Below are 15,757 nucleotides of genomic sequence, written 5' to 3' on the forward strand. Positions count from 1 at the left end.
CCGGGTCTCGGCCGCCGCTCAGGCCTCCGGCGGGAGCGGGAGTGGGAGCGGGAACGCGAGCCGGTAGGCGTACTCCTCCGGGCCGCGGCGGAAGACCAGCCGCACCCTGAGCTCCGCGGCCTCCGCTGCGACGGCGGGCTGCCCGGAGACCGTCCCCTCCGTGCGCAGCCCGTCGGCGCTCAGGCCATGGGCGCCGCCCGTGCCGGTGTAGCGGTGGCCGAGGTCGTCGTCGGCTTCCAGGCGGAGGGACAGCCGGGAGGCGACGGGGGAGGGGATGTGCAGGTCGCCGGGCATGGGCGGGGTCACCGAGTACGCGACGGCGAACGTGTCGTCCGCCCGTGCCAGGCCGTGGACGGCCAGCTGGTACCGCCCGTCGAGGATCGTGATCCGCGGGGTGTCCGTGGGGTCGACGACCGGGGCCGTCCGCTCGCCGAGCCCGTTCATGCGTCCACCCCGTTCCGCCGCGCTCACCTCACCACGGTGGCAAAGCGTTGCGCGGGCGGGCAAGGCGGGCGGCATCAGGGTGCCGTATGGATCGGGTCGGGGGAAAGCGGGACCGGCGCTCGGCGAGGGTGCGCGCGGAGCGGGCGCCGCGTGCGCCGGGCGTGATGCATCTGCGCTGCGCCGGGCGTTGTGCGTCTGCGCCGCGCCCGTGCGGGCCCGTGGCACCGTGCCGGTTCGCGCGCCGATCGCCGGGCGGGCGCGGTGATCGGCCGCATGCGCTCCACGCCGGGTTCGGCCTGGTGGCACGGCCTGTGCCAGCATGTGCCGCGTGACCGAACGACAGCCCGCCCCCGCCGAGGTCGAGATCCTGGCGCCCACCGGGATCCGCCTCGTCGAGACCGCCGCCCCCGACCTCACGCCGGAGGAGCGGACGGCGATGGACCGCGCCTGGGCCGAGGCGGTGCGGGCCAACCCGACGTTCTTCGACGGCCCGGTCGCCGTCTGCGCGGGACTGCGGTCGGACGGTCCACAGGACCTCGAACTCGGCTGGGCCCGCACCACCTACCGGCAGTTCGTCCTGCGCCGGGTGCCCGGTGCGACCGGCTGGCTGCCGGCCCTGTTCGTCGCCGTCGTCCAGCCGGCCGACGACGGCCGCGTGCTGGTCGGCCGGATGGCGGGGCCGACCGCCCACCCCGGTCGCTGGGGCCTGCCCGGTGGCAACGTCGAACCGCCGACCGGCGACGACCTCCTCGACGAACCGGCCCTCCAGCGCCACGCCGCCCGTGAACTCCTGGAGGAGACGGGCGGCGACACGGACCCCGGGGCCCTGCGGCGGTGGATCGTCGTCCACACCACCAACGGCAACGTCGGCGTCCTCTACCTGGCCCCGCCGCGCTCGGCCGTCGCGCTGCGCGAGGACTTCGAGGCGATGCTCGCCGACGAGCGCTCGCGCGGCGTCGAGCCGGAGTTCGATGGGATGGCCCTCATCGCCACGCCCGAGGAGGCCGCCGCACTGGCCGGCCCGCAGGTCGACTACCTCCAGCCGGTGCTCCGCCGGTACGCCGAGCACCACCGCGCCACGGCGGCCGGGCGACTCAGGCGGTAGGCGGGGCGGGCATCCGGTCGTCCGACAGGCCCAGGGTCTCCTGCATCCGGGCCTGGCGACGGCGGCCCCAGGTGATGGTGAAGAAGATCAGGCCGCCGAGGAACACCCACGGCATGACGCTGCTCACGGTGACCATGGCCTTGGTCGAGAGCACGTAGGTCAGCGCGATCCGCAGCGCCGACTCCACGACGAACGCGACGCCCCAGATGACCGTCAGCAGCCGCTGGCCCCGCCGGAAGCCCTCGTGCACCCACAGGCCGTTCCAGCGCTCGACGCCCTCGGCGGTGCCGCCGGCGGCGAACTTGCGGCCGAAGTAGAACATCGCCGGGCGCGGCGCGAACAGCGTGGCGAGGAAGCCGAGGCCGATCAGACCGGTCAGCGCGGAGTCCTTGATGAAGATCAGCTCGGTGGTGTTGTACGCGAGCGCGCTGAGCGCCCCGAGGACGAGCGTGACCAGGGTGAAGATCCCGAACTCGTCGAGCCTGCGGTGCAGCAGGAAGTACACGCCGAGGTCGGCGACCGGCCAGGCCGAGGAGATCAGCAGGGCGTTGACGTCCGACGTGCCGTGCCCGCTGAGCGCGTTGAACGTCAGCACCGGCGCGAGGATGTTGAACAGCAGCGTCGGCCCCCAGTCCAGCAGCACCCGGAGGGCGCGTCCGGGCCTGGGGGCGGGGCTTGAGGCGGGCTGGGACATGGGACTTCCTCCTACGGCCTTCGGGCGTGCCGCGCCAGGGTGCGGTTGGCGGCGGACGAGAGTCTGACGGCCCGTGGCGTGCTGTGGGAAGATCGCCGGCGGGCAGCATCCGGCCAGTGGCAGGATCGCGCCAGCGGGGGACATCGGGGGAGGTCAGAGGGTGTACGAGGGCTTGGGCCTCGGGCGGGACGCCGGGGCCGTGTACGGACTGATGCTGGGTGAGGGCGTGACGCACCACGCCGAGATCGCCGCGCGGCTGGGCCTGACGGCCGGGCAGGTCGGGGACGCACTGGGCCGGCTCGTCGCGGCGGGGCTGCTCAGGCCGTCCATCCGGACACGGCCGGAACCGATCGCATGGCCGTCGGCCGATCCGCCGGCCGACCCGCGGGCCGATCCGCCGGCCGCATCGTCCGCAGAGTCGCCCGCCCAGCCACCGAGCGAGCCACTCACCGCGCCGCCCGCCGTCTCGCCGCCCGCGGGCTCCGCGACCGGCCGCGCCGACCCGGCGGAGCCCGGCCCGCTGTGCCTCGCCGACCCCAGCGAGGGCCTGCGCGCGCTGCTGGCCCGCCAGGAGGCCCGACTCCTCGCCCAGCAGGCGGAGTTCGACCGCACCCGGACGACCGTCACCCGGCTCCTCACCGAGTACGCCATGGCCGAACCGGGCATCCGCCACCGCGACACCGAACGGCTGATCGGCCAGGACACCGTCGTCGCCCGGATCGAACAACTCGCCCGCGGGAACCGGTTCGAGACGATCTCGTTCCAGACCCGGACCAGCGGCGCCGTCGCGACCACCAACGCACTGGGGCTCACCCTCGACGGTCTCGCGCGCGGCATCCGGATGCGCTCGGTGTACCCGGACAGCGTGCGCCGGCACGAGCCGAGCCTGGCCTACGCCCGGGTCCTGACCGCGCACGGCGCCGAGATCCGCACCGTCCCGGTCACGCCGCTGCGCCGGATGCTGGTCTTCGACCGGACGGCGGCGATCGTCCCGGCGACGCTGGACCCGGACTGCCTGGACGCCGTCCTGATCACCGCCCCCGGTGTGGTCGCCGCGCTGCGGGCCCTGTTCGAGGCCGTCTGGGAGACGGCCGAGCCGCTGATCGCCCCCGGTGGCGCTGCCGGTGTCGCCGGGGGCGAGGCCGTGCCGGGCCCGCGCAGCGACGAACTCAGCCGTCACGAGCGCGGTCTGCTCGACCTCCTCAGCCAGGGCCTGACCGACGAGGCGGTGGCCAACCGGCTGGCCCTCTCCGTCCGCACCGTCCGCCGCAACACCGCCACCCTGATGGCCCGCCTCGGCGCGCGCAGCCGCTTCGAGGCCGGTCTCCGCGCCAAGGAACGAGGCTGGCTCTGAAGGTCCGTCATCAGCCCTTGACCGCCTGCTGGTCTGGACCAATGTGTGGAACGCGGGGACGGCCGCGGCCCCGGCGTGTGATCGTTTGCCGTATGTCGACCTTCCTCTCGTACACCTCCTACGACGGGTCCCGGATCAGCTGCCAACGTGCGGGCCGGGGCGAGCCGTTGGTCGTCCTGCCCGGCGGGCCCGGAATGGCCCCGGGGTACCTCGGCGACCTCGGAGGCCTCGGCCGGCGGCGCACCCTGGTGCTCGTGCACCCGCGCGCGACCGGGCACTCCGACGTACCGGCGGACCGGGACACCGTGTCCTTCGTCCACCAGGCGCGTGACGTCGAGGCCTTGCGCCGGTACCTCGGCCTGGAACGGATCGACCTGCTCGCCCACTCGGCGGGCTGCCTCACCGCGCAGGAGTACCTGGCCGCCCACCCCGACCGTGTCCGCCGGGCCGTGCTCGCCGCACCCGTCGGCCGGGCGGCGCGCGAGGCCGACGAGGCCGAACTGGCGGCCCTGCGGGCCTCGCGCTCCGGCGAGCCCTGGTACGCGGACGCCGCCGAGGCCGACCGCCTGCTCGCCGAGGGCGGTGCGGGCGCCGCCGGACCGGCGGCGCTGCAGCGCCGCATCCTGCCCTTCTTCTGGCACACCTGGACCGCGGACACCGCCGCCGAGTACCGCCCGGAGCACGCCTGTTCGCTGCCGTGGTACCGCGAGGCCTTCTACGCCGGCTCCGCCGCCCCGGAGGAGCTCCGCGACCGGCTGGCCCGCTTCACCGCCGCCGCGACGCCCGTCCTGGTCCTGGCCGGTGCGTTCGACGGCATGATCGGCACCAACCCGGCCCGCGCCGTGGCCGCCTGCCACCCCCGGGCCCGGCTGGAGGTGCTGGCCCGCTCCGGCCACCGGATGTGGGTGGAGGAGCCGGAGCGGTTCGTCGGCCTGGTCGAGGAGTTCCTCGGCGCCGCCGAGGCTCCCGTCGCCGGGGGACTCCTCAGCCCGTCGCCGCGGTGATGTCGCCGTTGGACGTGGTGAGGTCGAGCCGGTAGCGGCCACCGGGGTCGTCCCCGACCCCGACGCGTATGTTCCCGTGGCTCGTCGACGTGCTCACGTGGTAGGCGGCGGCCGGGACCGTCACCGTGATGGCGCCGTTGGACGTCCTGGCCGTGATGTCCTGCGCGGTGGCCGGGGTGAGCCGGATGTCGCCGTTGCTGGTGCGGGCCTGGATCCGCTCGCCCCGCAGGGTGGTGCCCACGATGCTGCCGCTGGAGGTGTGGACGTCGACCGGCCCGCCGACGTCGTCGAGCGTGATGCCGCCGGCGCTCGTGTGCACGGCGACCTCGCCGACCCGGGAGAGCCGGATCTCCCCGGCCGACGTCCGGCCGCTGATCGGCAGCCCGGCCGGGGCCTCGACCGTGTAGCCGACCGAGCAGTCGTCCCCGCAGCCGCCGAGCACCAGCGTGCCGTTCTCCACCCGCGTGGTGCCGTCGGGCTTGCCGTGCCCGTACTCGACGGACCGGTGGACCGACACCTGAGTGGCCCCCGGCCTGCCCTCCACGGTGACGTTCCCCGCGTCGGTGTCCAGTCGGACGGCGGTGATCCGGTCGGAGACCGTCGCGTCGTCCTGGAAGCTGCTCTTCGTCGGCGAGCAGCCGCCGAGAGCCGCGACGGCCAGTGCGGCCGCCCCGGCGACCACGACCGCCCCGACGTACCGGTGCTGCGACCCCATGCCCAACCTCCCTGTCGTCCGAAATTCCGTACACGAGGGACGGTAGTCGCGCCGCCAAGCCCGGGGCGATAGGGCCAGCCCCCCAATTCCCCTGGAGCAGGCACCACCATCGGACCGGTACCCAGGCCCCCGACAGCACGACCGGGCACCACCGGCCGGCGCAGCCTTCGGACCCCCGAAGTCCCCGAAGTCCCCGGCGCCCCCGGCGCTCCCGAAACCGCCGACGCCGCCGGTACGGGCTCCGCCGCCCGCCCGCGCCGGGGGAGCAGCAACGGGGTCGCGAGCAGGCACAGCCCGGCGAGGCCGAGCGCGGCCCGCGGACCGGTCACCCCGGCGAGCACGCCCCACAGCGCGGTGAGCACGGCCGTCGCGGCCTTGGCGCTCACCGACCACGCGGTGAGCACGCGGGCGGCCCGGTCCGGCGCGACCCGCTCCAGCCGGTGGGTGGAGTACACCGGGTTGAACACCCCGATGCAGAGGATCATCCCGAACTCCACGGCCATCACCAGCAGCATCCCGGGCCCGCCGAGACCGACGAGGACCAGCCCCGGCAGCCAGCACGCCCGCAGCGTCCCGGAGACGAGCAGGACCCGGCGCCGCCCGAACCGGGCGACCAGCGGCCCGGACAACCGGGAGCCGACCAGCCCGCCGAGGCACGGGACGGCGAAGGTGAGGCCGTACTGCCACGGCGCGAACCCGAGCGGCCCGAGCAGCAGGACGGTGAGCACCGGCTCGGTGGCCATGATCAGGGCGTTCACCAGCACGGTGTTGAGGAACAGCGGCCGCAGCCCCGGATCGGCGAGCACGAACCGCCAGCCCTGGAGCAGGTCCCCGGCCCGCAGGCGCGCGGAGCCGCCGCGCGGGGGCCGCGCCTCCCGGCCGCCGATGGCCCGGATGCCGAGGGCCGAGAGCAGGTAGCTGACCGCGTCCGCCGCGACGGTCGCGACCGGGCCGAGCAGCCCGACCGCCGCGCCCCCGAGCGGCGGCCCGAGGACGGTCGTCGTCCACATCGTTGACTCGAAGCGGGCGTTGGCGGCCAGCAGCCCCTCCGGCGGGACGATGCTCTTGAGGTACGCGCCGGAGGCCGCCCCGAAGGTGATGTCCGCCGCCGCGACGGCCACCGACACCGCCAGCAACTGGCCGAAACCGAGCCACCCGAGCGCGTGGGCGGCGGGGATGCTCAGGAGCGCCGCGCAGCGGAGCAGGTCCATCCCGATCATGACCGGCCGCTTGCGCCGGAACTCCACCCACGGCCCGAGCGGCACGGCCACGACCGCGCCGACCGCCGCACCCGCCGCCGCGAGCACGGCGACGGCCGACGCCCCGGCGTGCAGCAGGTGGACGGCGATGAACGGGAACGCCCCGAACGCCAGCCGGGTGCCCATCGCGCTCGTGCCGTACGCGGCCCAGAGCCAGCCGAACGCCCTCCCCGGCGACTGCCTCCCCGGCGGCTTCCCGCTCAAGGACCGCCCGCTCAAGGACTGCCCGCCCAAGGACTTCCTGCCCCACATCCCCCGCGCACCCCTCTCGGACCGGAATCACCGGCGGTACAACCGAATGGCGACCGGGAGCATCAAACCGGCCCGCCCCACCACGGATCAAACAACCGCAGGCCCGGCACCGCACAACCATCCGTTGTGCCCTTAGGCTTCGCGGCATGGACCTCAACGCCGTACGGACCTTCGTGGCCGCAGCCACGGCGGGCAGCTTCCAGGACGCCGCCGCCGAGCTGGCCGTCACCCAGCAGGCCGTCTCGAAGCGCGTCGCCGCGCTGGAGCAGGACCTCGGGGTGCGGCTGTTCCACCGGACCCCACGCGGCGCCGAACTCACCATCGACGGACAGGCGTTCCTGCCCCACGCCCGCGAGCTCCTGCGCGTCGCGGAGCGGGCCGCCGCCTCGGTGCGGCCGGGCAGCCGCGCGCTGCGCGTCGACGTGATCGCCTCCCGGATCGCCCCGTCGGGACTGCTGCGGGACTTCCACCGCGCCCACCCGGACGTCGAGCTCGACGTGGTGCACCTGCACACCGCCGACGACGCCGTCGCCGCGCTCCTGGCCGGGACGATCGACGCCTCCTTCCGCGCCGTCCTCGCTCCCGGCCGGGAGCTGCCCGAGGAGATCGCGACGGCGCACGTCCTCGACGAGCCCCACGACCTGCTCACCGGCCCGGGCCACGCCCTCGCGAACGCCCGCTCGGTGACGCTCACCGGGCTCGCCGGCCACCGCATCTGGATCCCCGGCAGCGCACCCGGCACCGAGTGGGGCGCCTACTACGACGACCTCTGCGCCGCGTTCGGGCTCACGATCGAGGGCACCGGCCCCAACTTCGGCTCCGACGCGCTGCTCGATGTCATCGCCGACACCCCGGGCCTGGCCACCCTGGCCGGCGCCCGCACCCGCCTGGTCTGGCCCGCCGGCCACGACCTGCGCCGCGTCCCGGTGCACGACCCGGTCCCGGTCTACCCGCACTCGCTGATCTGGCACCGCGACAACCCGCACCCCGCCCTGCGGGCGCTCCGCACCCACCTCGCCGCCATCCCGGACGCCCGCCCCGAGGGCCCCACCTGGGCCCCGGACTGGGCCCGGCGGTAGGTGGTCCCGCGCTCAGGACCGGCGGTCGTGAGCGCGGGACCGGTCGCCCGTGCTCCCCGTGTTGCTCCCGCCGCCGACTCCATGCCCGTGCTGTCACCCGCTCGGGTGAGCGAATCGCTCGTCGGGCGTAGCCGGGGCTTCCGGCGGAGGATGGGAGTCCCAGGTCGTCGACGGGAAGGCGGACGGGTCATGGTGATCGGCATGGCGGACATCCGGGAGTGGCGCGGCCAGGCGGTCGTGGACGAGAAGGGCGGCCGGATCGGCTCGCTGGAGTCCGTGTACGTGGAGACGTCCACCGACGAGCCCTTCTTCGCGACCGTGACGGTCGGCGTGATGTCCGGGCGCCGGCTGGTCTTCGTCCCGCTGGACGGGGCCGTGGTCGGACCGGGCTACGTCAAGGTCGCGTTCCCGAAGAGCGTCGTCAAGCAGGCGCCCGCGATCGGCACGGACGACGTCCTGCCCGCCGTCGACGAGCCCGCCGTCTTCGCGCACTACGAACTCCCGTACGCGACCGGTGCCGGCGGCGAGCGGCGCCTGGCGAGGCGCTGAGGGCGGTGGCCGGCCGGGGCCCCGGCCCGGATACCCCACCGGGTACACTGGCCAGTCGACAGCCGACGTGAAAGGTGGCCCGGACATGCAGGTGGACGAGGAGGCGGTCGGCGCGGTCCTGAACCGGCTGCGTCGCGCGCAGGGCCAGCTGGCCGGTGTGATCGCGATGATCGAGGCGGGCCGCGACTGCAAGGACGTCGTGACCCAGCTCGCCGCGGTGTCCCGGGCCCTCGACCGGGCCGGGTTCAAGATCGTCGCCAGCGGTATGCGCCAGTGCATGGCGGCGGCCGACGAGGACGGTGCGCCGATGACCGAGGCGGAGCTGGAGAAGCTGTTCCTGGCCCTGGCCTGAGCCCCGGCCCGAACCCCGGCCCGTCCCCCGGCCTGAACCGTGACCTGACCCCTGGCCCGAGCCCCGGCCCGACCCCTGGCTCGGACGTACGGATGTGTGCGCACTTCGGGGTGCGCGCACATCCGTACGATCTTCTGACGATCACGTTGTCACACGCCCCGACTCCCACCGCGTTACCAAGGTATGGATCAATCATCGAATCCGGACACCCCGGCCGAGCCACACCGGCCGGACTTCCCGGACTTCGTCGCCTCCCGCGCCCGGCACCTCCACCGGACCGCCTTCCTCCTCACCGGCGGTGACGTCCACCTCGCCGAGGACCTCGTGCAGGAGGCGCTCGGCCGGATCTTCGTCAAGTGGCGGAAGATCTCCCGGCTGGACAACCCCAGCGGCTACGCGCAGACCGTCCTGGTCAACACGTTCCTGTCGTACCGCCGCAAGCGCAGCGCCTCCGAGCGCGTCACCGACGAGTTCCCCGAGGTCGGCGTGCAGGACCCGGACCCGGCACTGCGGCTGACGCTGCTGCGCGCCCTCGCCGAACTCCCGGCGTCGGACCGCGCCGTGCTGGTGCTGCGTTTCTGGGAGGACCGCAGCGTCGAGGAGACGGCCGCCGCGCTTCGGCTGAGCGGCACCGTCGTCCGCGCGCGCTGCCGCCGGGCCCTCGCCCGCCTGCGCGGGGTCCTGGGCGACGACATCGACGCCGTCCTCGGCGGATCCACGGACACGGCCGGCACCGGTACGGCGAGAAGTGCGAACGGAACCGGCGGACCCAACCCCTCCTCCGAGAAGGCGGTGCTGCGCCATGCCCACTGACGACATGTTCGAGGACGGTTTCGCCCGCGCCCTGCGCGGTGCCGCCGAGCTGGCCCCCGAGCCGGTGCAGCACACCCTGGCCGCCGTCGCCGAGCAGCGCGGCCGCCGTTGGCGCCGCCGTCGGCGCGCGGTCGCCGCGAGCGCCCTCGCGGTGCTGGTGCTGGCCGGGGTGGGCGGTTTCGCGGCGGTCGACCGGGGGGCGTCCCGCGGCGCGGTCGGGCCCGCCGACCCGGCGCCGGAGCAGCCGATGTCGGCGCACGAACTGGTCTCGCTGGTCGGCGGCCTGCTGCCGAAGGGCACCGTCACGCCGCTCGGAGGCGGCGATCCGACGACGATGCTCCACGGGCACCAGACCGCGGTCACCCTGCTGTTCGACGACGGGGCGGGGGCGAGCATCATCGAGGCCTTCGTGGACCGGACGAACCTGCGGCCCGAAGCGGGAGCGGTCTGCATGGACCCGTTCCAGACGCCGCAGGACTCCTGCCGGCGCACCGTCCGGCCCGACGGAGCCGCGATCGCGATCGACAAGCTGCGCACGACCACCACCCCGGGCGGACGGGAGTGGCGGGCCACCCTGGCGCGCCCGGACGGCAACCGGATCCAGGTCATCGAGTACAACGGGCAGCCCGCCACGGCGAACCGCCCGGACCCGCCGCTGAACGACGCCCAACTGACCGCCCTGGTGTGCTCGATGGAGTGGCTCCGGGTGTTCGCCGCGCTCAGCCCGGTCAAGGACGCGCCGGCACCGGGCGCCGCCCCGGCGCCGACCCCGTCCGCGAGCGCCCCGTCGAACGCGGAGCTGCTCGCGAAGGTGGTCCCGCTGCTGCCCGCCGGCGCGAAGGTCGAGGGCCAGGACCCGGAACACGGCGTGCTGACCGTCACCGTCGACGGCCGCACGAGCATGCTGATGGTCGGCGGGGACGCACCGTCCAAGCGGGGCCAGGACGACCTCAGGTCGATGGACGACAACCTGCCGACCCCGCTGGAGGTCCGGGAGAAGCAGCCCGACGGGACGCTTGTCGTCACGAACCGCTTCGGCAACGGCAAGACCGCGACGAACCCGATCCTGCACTGGACGGCCGCGGTGCACACGCCGGACGGCGGCCAGGTGCGGATCTCGGAGTGGAACGGCGAGAACGCCTACACCTACCGGCCCGGCGACCCCGCGCTCGACCTGGACCACCTGAAGGCGATCGTGACCGCCCCCACCCTGCGGCCCTGACGCCACAACGACGGCCCGGCAGGGGAGTCGATCCCCTGCCGGGCCGCCGCCGTCTCCGGGCTCAGTGCCCGCCGACGGGGTCCGTCGGCCTCGCGTCGTCCGTCGGCCTCGCGTCGTCCGCGGGGGGCACGACCTCCTCGACCGGCCCGATCCCGAACGCGAACTCCGAGGCGTCCGCCGCGGCCGCGTACGGACTCACCATCGCCCGCCGCTCCTCCTGCATCGCCGTCAGCCGCCGCACCACGAGGATCGCCAGCACGGCCGCCGCGGCGCGGACCGTCCCGGCGGCGGAGTCGACCACGAGCAGGGCCTGCGGGTCGACCGTGCCGAAGGAGTGGCCGGCCAGATCGTCGGCGATGCGGGAGAGGAGCAGCGAGACGAGCCACGCCGTCCACCAGGCCGAGACCAGCCCGTGCCCGACCGGCCGGCGCCGGCCGTCCCGGTCCACCGGCGCACTCGCGTCCCAGCTGTCGGCCATGAGCTGCTGCGGGAACCAGAACTGGACGATCGGCGTGATCCAGGCGCCGATCGTCCAACCCGTGCCGCGCCGGTGGCCGAGCGGCAGGAAGAGGCCGGCGTTCCGCCGCACGCGGTAGAACCAGATGATGAACGCGGTCGCGCCCAGGGCGAGGAGCAGGAAGGCGACCCCGTCCAGCCCCTTGGCCAGGCTCTCCAGCGTGTCGAAGTCGCCGAGCGAGACGTCCGAACCCGGGTCCTGCGCAAGGGAGTAGAAGACCAGGGCGGTGACGTCGGCGCCGACGGCGAGGACGGCCAGCAGGATGTTGAAGGCCAGTGCCACGTAGGCGAGGATCGCCGGTACGACGGGCGAGCGGTACGCCCTCGGCCACGTCGGGTCGGCCTCGGCACAGCTCAAGCAGCGCCGGTTCGGGATCGCCGCAGGGCGAGCCCCGCACACCGCACACATCATCAGAATCGGTCCACTCCTGGGGGCCGCCGGGCGCGTACGTCGCGCTCCGGTCGGTCGGGCCGTCGCCCCGAGCGGGGCGGGCGCGCCGAGCCTAGTGGGGCGGCCGGGGCCTCCGCCAGTGGAATACCGCCGGGATCGCCGCAGGTCAGGGGCTGTATCGGGGAAATCCGGGCAGATCCTCCGAAGGTCGCTCGAACACCCGCAAGTCCCGGAGTTCCCGAACCTCCCGATGGTGCGTCACGCGTCGTTCACGTTCCGGTCGCTGGCCTTCGGGTGAATGAGGGCGCCCACAGTTGTACAGCCAACTGTGGCTCCCCCCTCAGCCTCCGTGACCAGCCGCGCGCGGAACCGGCCCCGCCGATCCCGGTGATCCCGACGATCCCCGGCGACTCCGGGCGGGCCCGGCTTCCCCGGCGGCGGACAGGACAACCGTGGCCGCAGGCAGCGCCCTGACCCTCACCGCACCCGTCAACCCGACCGAAGGCGACCGGCTCACCTTCCACTGGACCACCGACGCCCCCGACGCCAAGAACTGGGTCGGCATCTACGACGGCAGCCGCAAGCCCGGCACCGGATCCTCCCTGCTGTGGAAGTACACCCCGGGCGGCTCCGGCGACCTCCAGCTCGACACCTCGGCGCTCACCGGCGGCCCATACACCGCCTACCTGCTGGCCAAGGACGGCTACGGCGTCCTCGCCCAGACCGAGCCGTTCAGCTTCCGCCCCAGGCCCGCCGTCGTGCGCCCGCACGCCGCCGTGGACTCGCTGACCACCGCCCCCGTCGCCCCCGGCGCCGCGGTGTCCGTCAAGCTCGGCGGCCTGTGGTCGCGCCCGGCCGGCAACCCGGCGGGCACCGCGACCTTCCGCAAGGCCGGCGGCGCGGCCTGGGCCTCGGTCAGTGCGGACGGCACCCTCACCGGCACCGCCCCCAAGGCCGGCCAGAACCCGGAGATCGTCGTCGTCGGCGTCAAGGACAGCGCGGGCGCGACCGACACGATCACCGTGCTGGTCCCGGTCGCCGACCCGGCCGGGCCGCTGCGCCTGAAGACCGCGAGCTGGAACCTGCACGACGCCGGCAGCGGCTACACCGACGCGCTGGAGAAGCAGGTGCGCGTGGTGCTCGCCCAGGGCCTCGACGTCGTGGCGCTCCAGGAGACGGCCGGTGCCCAGGCGCAGACCCTCGCCACCGCGCTCGGCTGGTACGCCTACCAGAGCTCCGGCAGCGTCGGCATCCTCAGCCGCCACCCGCTGGCCGACGTCACCCCGGTGACCGCCGACCTGCCCGCCGCCGCGGCGACCGTGCGGCTGCCCGGCGGACGGACCGTCCGCTTCTGGGCCGCGCACCTCGACGAGAGCGACTACGGCCCGTACGGCGTCCAGGACGGCCGCACCGCCGCGCAGGCCGAGGCCGCCGAGAACGCCTCCGTCCGGCTCAAGCAGGCCAAGGCGCTGGCCGTGGCCGTCCGGGCCGACGTCGCCAAGCACACTCCGGTGGTGCTCGCCGGCGCGCTCTCCTCGCCCTCCCACCTGGACTGGACGGCCGCCACCGCCGCCGCGCACGGCAACGTCGGAGCCGTCAACTGGCCCGTCGGCAAGGAGTTCCAGGCCGCCGGGCTGACCGACACCCTGCGCGAGGAGAGCCCGGACCCGGTCAAGGTCCCGGCCGCCACTTGGTCGCCCACCCGCAAGCAACGCAGTGCCAAGCCCGAGCCGCAGGACCGCATCGACTACGTGCAGTACGCGGGCGCGCTCAAGCTCGTCGAGGCGCACACCCTCGTGGCGGACTGGCCGCAGCCCGAGCCGAACACCGCGGCCAACGAGTGGCCCTCCGACACCGCCGCCGCCGTCGCCACCTTCCAGCTCTGAGAGGCCGGTCCGCCATGTCCGAACTTTCCCGTCGCACCTTCGTCGGCGCCACCGCGGCGGCCGGCGCCGTCGCGCTCACCGGCCTCGCGACGACCCCCGCCGACGCCGCCCCCGCGGCCGGGGCCGACGCGCCCACCGGCACCGTCAAGGACGTCCGGCACGTCGTCGTCCTCATGCAGGAGAACCGCAGCTTCGACCACTACTTCGGAACGCTCAACGGCGTCCGCGGCTACGGCGACAAGCAGGCGCTCCAGTTCCCGGACGGCACCGACGTGTTCCGCCAGCCCGACGCCCGCCGCAGCGACGGCGGGGCGATGCTGCCGTACCGGATGGACACCTCCAAGTACAACGCGCAGAACGCCGGCGGCCTCGCCCACGACTGGGCCACCGGCCACCAGGCGATCAACAACGGCGCGATGAACAAGTGGATCGCCGCCAAGGGCGAGCGCACCATGGGCTACTTCACCCGGGACGACATCCCCTACCAGTACGCCCTCGCCGACGCGTTCACCCTCTGCGACGCCTACTTCACCTCCCTCGCCGGGCCGACCGACCCCAACCGCCTCTACCTGTGGACCGGCACCGCCGGCCCCGGCCGCGACGGCACCACCGGCCCCTGGATCGACAACACGCCGGTCACCGACAACCCCGTCGCCGACTGGACCACCTACGCCGAGCGCCTGGAGAAGGCGGGCGTCAGCTGGCGCGTCTACCACAACCCCAGCAAGGACGACCGCACCGGCGACTACGACGACAACGCGCTCTCCTACTTCAAGCAGTTCCACGACTTCCCCGCGGACGACCCGCGGTACGTGAACGCGATGACGAAGTTCGACCCGACGGACTTCGACCGCCACTGCAAGGACGGCACCCTCCCGACGATCTCCTGGCTCGTCGCGCCCTACCTCTTCTCCGAGCACCCGGCGGCCGGCCCGGCCTACGGCGCGCACTGGGTCGACATGGCGCTCCAGTCGCTGATGTCCAACCCGGAGGTGTGGCAGCACACCGTCTTCCTCGTCATGTACGACGAGAACGACGGCTACTTCGACCACATGGTCCCGCCCACCCCCGAGGCCGGCACGCCCGAGGAGTTCACCCAGGGCCGGGCGATCGGCCTCGGCAACCGCGTGCCGCTGTGGGTCGCCTCCCCGTGGTCGCGCGGCGGCTGGGTCAACTCCCAGGTATTCGACCACACTTCGGTGCTGCGCTTCATGGAGGTCGTCACCGGGGTCGCCGAGCCGAACATCTCGGCCTGGCGCCGGGCCGTCTGCGGCGACCTCACGAGCTGCTTCGACTTCGCCGCACCGGACTTCTCGATCCCGAAGCTGCCCGACACCAACGCCCTGATGGCCAGGGCCGACGCGGGCGCCAAGCTGCCCGGCGTCGCCCTGCCGGCCGTCGGCGCCCAGTCGATGCCCGTCCCGGAGCGCGGCGACCGCCCGCACCGCCCGCTGCCCTACCAGCCGTGGGCCGACGCGGAGGTGGACCGCAGGAGCGGCAAGGTCACCTGCACGATGAGCAACGACGGTTCGGTGGCCTTCCCGTACACCGTCTACCCGAACATCGTCCTCCCGTTCGCCGGCACGCCGTTCACCGTCGCCCCCGGCGCCACCGCCACCTACGTGTGGGACGCCGCGGCGACCAACGGCCGCTACGACTTCACGGTGCACGGCCCGGACGGCTTCGTCCGCCGCTTCGCCGGCACCGTCGTCCGCGACGGGCAGGGCGGCCAGAACGACATCGGCGTGCCGATCGTCACCGCCGACCTGCGCGGCGACGTCAAGCTCACGCTCCAGGTGGCCAACGACGGGCTGACCGACGTCGCCTTCACGGCCGCGCCCAACGACTTCGCGGGCACCGCGCAGACGGTGTGGGTCAAGCCCGGCAAGCAGGCCAACATCGCCTGGCCGCTGGACAAGCAGGGCCGCTACGACGTCGTCGTCACCGCCCACACCGGCCAGCGCTTCGTCCGCCGCTTCGCGGGCTGGGTGCACTGACCCGACCCGACCTGACCCGACCTGACCTGACCCGACCTGACCTGACCCGACCTGACCCGACCTGACCTGACCTGACCCGACCCGACCCGAGCCACGGCCGGGGGCGCCGAACCGGTGACCCCCGG

General features: G+C 74.3%; 14 protein-coding genes and 1 pseudogene. 10 read left to right on the forward strand and 5 right to left on the reverse strand.

Annotated elements, in window-relative coordinates; genetic code table 11:
* Positions 1 to 18 precede the first annotated feature (18 nt).
* Complete coding sequence (locus ACFVU9_RS05990) at positions 19 to 444, reverse strand: hypothetical protein (RefSeq protein WP_387590393.1); 426 nt, start codon at positions 442 to 444, stop codon at positions 19 to 21.
* Between the two features lie 328 nt (positions 445 to 772).
* On the opposite strand from ACFVU9_RS05990, the gene ACFVU9_RS05995 reads away from it, so the two are divergent.
* Positions 773 to 1,549 carry an NUDIX hydrolase gene (locus ACFVU9_RS05995; RefSeq protein WP_387590396.1) on the forward strand — a complete coding sequence of 259 codons (777 nt, stop codon included), beginning with the start codon at positions 773 to 775 and terminating at the stop codon, positions 1,547 to 1,549.
* On the opposite strand, the gene ACFVU9_RS06000 is transcribed toward ACFVU9_RS05995, so the two are convergent.
* A complete protein-coding gene (locus tag ACFVU9_RS06000) occupies positions 1,539 to 2,243 on the reverse strand; it encodes a VC0807 family protein (RefSeq protein WP_380510661.1) in 705 nt (234 codons plus the stop codon). The two genes, ACFVU9_RS05995 and ACFVU9_RS06000, sit on opposite strands and share 11 nt — an antisense overlap.
* Before the next feature lie 160 nt (positions 2,244 to 2,403).
* On the opposite strand from ACFVU9_RS06000, the gene ACFVU9_RS06005 reads away from it, so the two are divergent.
* Both ACFVU9_RS06005 and ACFVU9_RS06010 read left to right on the forward strand, forming a co-directional pair.
* Complete coding sequence (locus ACFVU9_RS06005) at positions 2,404 to 3,597, forward strand: LuxR C-terminal-related transcriptional regulator (protein ID WP_387590399.1); 1,194 nt, start codon at positions 2,404 to 2,406, stop codon at positions 3,595 to 3,597.
* A 92-nt stretch (positions 3,598 to 3,689) separates the two neighbouring features.
* Complete coding sequence (locus ACFVU9_RS06010; RefSeq protein WP_387590401.1) at positions 3,690 to 4,601, forward strand: alpha/beta fold hydrolase; 912 nt, start codon at positions 3,690 to 3,692, stop codon at positions 4,599 to 4,601.
* Here the strand turns inward: ACFVU9_RS06010 and ACFVU9_RS06015 are convergent.
* Positions 4,582 to 5,316: a DUF4097 domain-containing protein gene (locus tag ACFVU9_RS06015; RefSeq protein ID WP_380439793.1), complete on the reverse strand. Its 735-nt coding sequence runs from the start codon at positions 5,314 to 5,316 to the stop codon at positions 4,582 to 4,584. The two genes, ACFVU9_RS06010 and ACFVU9_RS06015, sit on opposite strands and share 20 nt — an antisense overlap.
* 209 nt (positions 5,317 to 5,525) lie before the next feature.
* Positions 5,526 to 6,701, reverse strand: a pseudogene (locus ACFVU9_RS06020) (MFS transporter); the annotation flags it as partial.
* 272 nt (positions 6,702 to 6,973) lie between these two features.
* Here ACFVU9_RS06020 and ACFVU9_RS06025 point away from each other — a divergent pair.
* The 5 genes from ACFVU9_RS06025 to ACFVU9_RS06045 all read left to right on the forward strand — a co-directional run bounded on the left by ACFVU9_RS06025 (position 6,974) and on the right by ACFVU9_RS06045 (position 10,842).
* Complete coding sequence (locus ACFVU9_RS06025; RefSeq protein ID WP_387590404.1) at positions 6,974 to 7,906, forward strand: LysR family transcriptional regulator; 933 nt, start codon at positions 6,974 to 6,976, stop codon at positions 7,904 to 7,906.
* Positions 7,907 to 8,107: 201 nt separating this feature from the next.
* Positions 8,108 to 8,455 carry a PRC-barrel domain-containing protein gene (locus ACFVU9_RS06030; protein ID WP_380439788.1) on the forward strand — a complete coding sequence of 116 codons (348 nt, stop codon included), beginning with the start codon at positions 8,108 to 8,110 and terminating at the stop codon, positions 8,453 to 8,455.
* 85 nt (positions 8,456 to 8,540) lie between these two features.
* On the forward strand, positions 8,541 to 8,807 hold the full coding sequence (locus ACFVU9_RS06035) for a metal-sensitive transcriptional regulator (RefSeq protein ID WP_329931520.1): 267 nt from the start codon (positions 8,541 to 8,543) through the stop codon (positions 8,805 to 8,807).
* Positions 8,808 to 8,990: 183 nt separating this feature from the next.
* A complete protein-coding gene (locus ACFVU9_RS06040) occupies positions 8,991 to 9,620 on the forward strand; it encodes a SigE family RNA polymerase sigma factor (protein ID WP_387590408.1) in 630 nt (209 codons plus the stop codon).
* Complete coding sequence (locus tag ACFVU9_RS06045; RefSeq protein WP_387590410.1) at positions 9,610 to 10,842, forward strand: hypothetical protein; 1,233 nt, start codon at positions 9,610 to 9,612, stop codon at positions 10,840 to 10,842. Before ACFVU9_RS06040 ends, ACFVU9_RS06045 begins: the two co-directional genes overlap by 11 nt.
* 61 nt (positions 10,843 to 10,903) lie before the next feature.
* On the opposite strand, the gene ACFVU9_RS06050 is transcribed toward ACFVU9_RS06045, so the two are convergent.
* On the reverse strand, positions 10,904 to 11,716 hold the full coding sequence (locus tag ACFVU9_RS06050) for a DUF4328 domain-containing protein (protein WP_387590413.1): 813 nt from the start codon (positions 11,714 to 11,716) through the stop codon (positions 10,904 to 10,906).
* Between the two features lie 485 nt (positions 11,717 to 12,201).
* Between ACFVU9_RS06050 and ACFVU9_RS06055 the strand changes: the two genes are divergently transcribed.
* The gene (locus ACFVU9_RS06055; RefSeq protein ID WP_387590416.1) at positions 12,202 to 13,635 is read left to right on the forward strand and encodes an endonuclease/exonuclease/phosphatase family protein; all 1,434 of its coding nucleotides are present in this window, start codon (positions 12,202 to 12,204) and stop codon (positions 13,633 to 13,635) included.
* A 14-nt stretch (positions 13,636 to 13,649) separates the two neighbouring features.
* Positions 13,650 to 15,632, forward strand: coding sequence for a phosphocholine-specific phospholipase C (locus ACFVU9_RS06060; protein WP_387590419.1), 1,983 nt, complete (start codon positions 13,650 to 13,652; stop codon positions 15,630 to 15,632).
* Positions 15,633 to 15,757: the final 125 nt, after the last annotated feature.

The organism is Kitasatospora sp. NPDC057936 (assembly GCF_042887525.1).
Taxonomy (GTDB): Bacteria; Actinomycetota; Actinomycetes; order Streptomycetales; family Streptomycetaceae; genus Kitasatospora.